The organism is Mucilaginibacter sp. P4_C11 (assembly GCF_056402115.1).
In genome coordinates, this window is record NZ_JBFUIA010000088.1 from 1 (window position 1) to 824 (window position 824).

At 47.6% G+C, this 824-nt stretch carries 1 protein-coding gene; it reads right to left on the minus strand.

What is annotated here, in order from left to right; translation table 11 throughout:
* A partial coding sequence (locus AC1DU2_RS30845) for a cadherin-like beta sandwich domain-containing protein (protein ID WP_477389477.1) occupies window positions 1–824 on the minus strand: 824 nt, incomplete at both ends.

Sequence of the window (824 nt, forward strand, 5' to 3'; positions counted from 1 at the left end):
GGTTGCTGCGCCGTGGGCGTAAACATTACACTGCTCACAGTTGGATTAACAGAGGTAGTGTAATTTACGGTAGTGGTATTTGAGCTGGTAAGAAACAGGGTTGACCCCGAGTTCATGAGCAATGAGCTTAATGTGCCATTGTTTGATCCTGTCCTGTTTACCGTTACATTATAGGTTTTGGTGGTGATACCATCCTGCGCGGTTACCACTGTGGTTATTAAAGTAGGGCCGCTGTTAAGCGTTATTACTCCTGATGCTGCACCGCTGCTAACCGGTACGCCATTTACGGTTACCGTGGCATTTGCATCCTGTGTAGTAGGTGTAATTCTTATGCTGCTGACGGCAGGATCTACGGCGGTTGTGTAATTCACATCATCAGGGCCAAATGCCGGAAACATTGCTCCGGGCGGGTTCATGATCAAGGAGCTTAAGGTGGCATTATTTGAACCCACTTTGTTTACTGTAACATAGTAGGTTTTGGTGGTTACGCCATCCGGCGCTGTTACCACGGTAGTTACAATCGTAGGCCCGCTGTTAAGCGTTATCGCACCAGAAGTGGAACCGCTGTTTACCGCAACGCCATTTACCGTTATGGTTGCACCCGGTTGCTGCGCCGTGGGCGTAAACATTACACTGCTCACAGTTGGATTAACAGAGGTAGTGTAATTTACGGTAGTGGTATTTGAGCTGGTAAGAAACAGGGTTGACCCCGAGTTCATGAGCAATGAGCTTAATGTGCCATTGTTTGATCCTGTCCTGTTTACCGTTACATTATAGGTTTTGGTGGTGATACCATCCTGCGCGGTTACCACTGTGGTAATTAA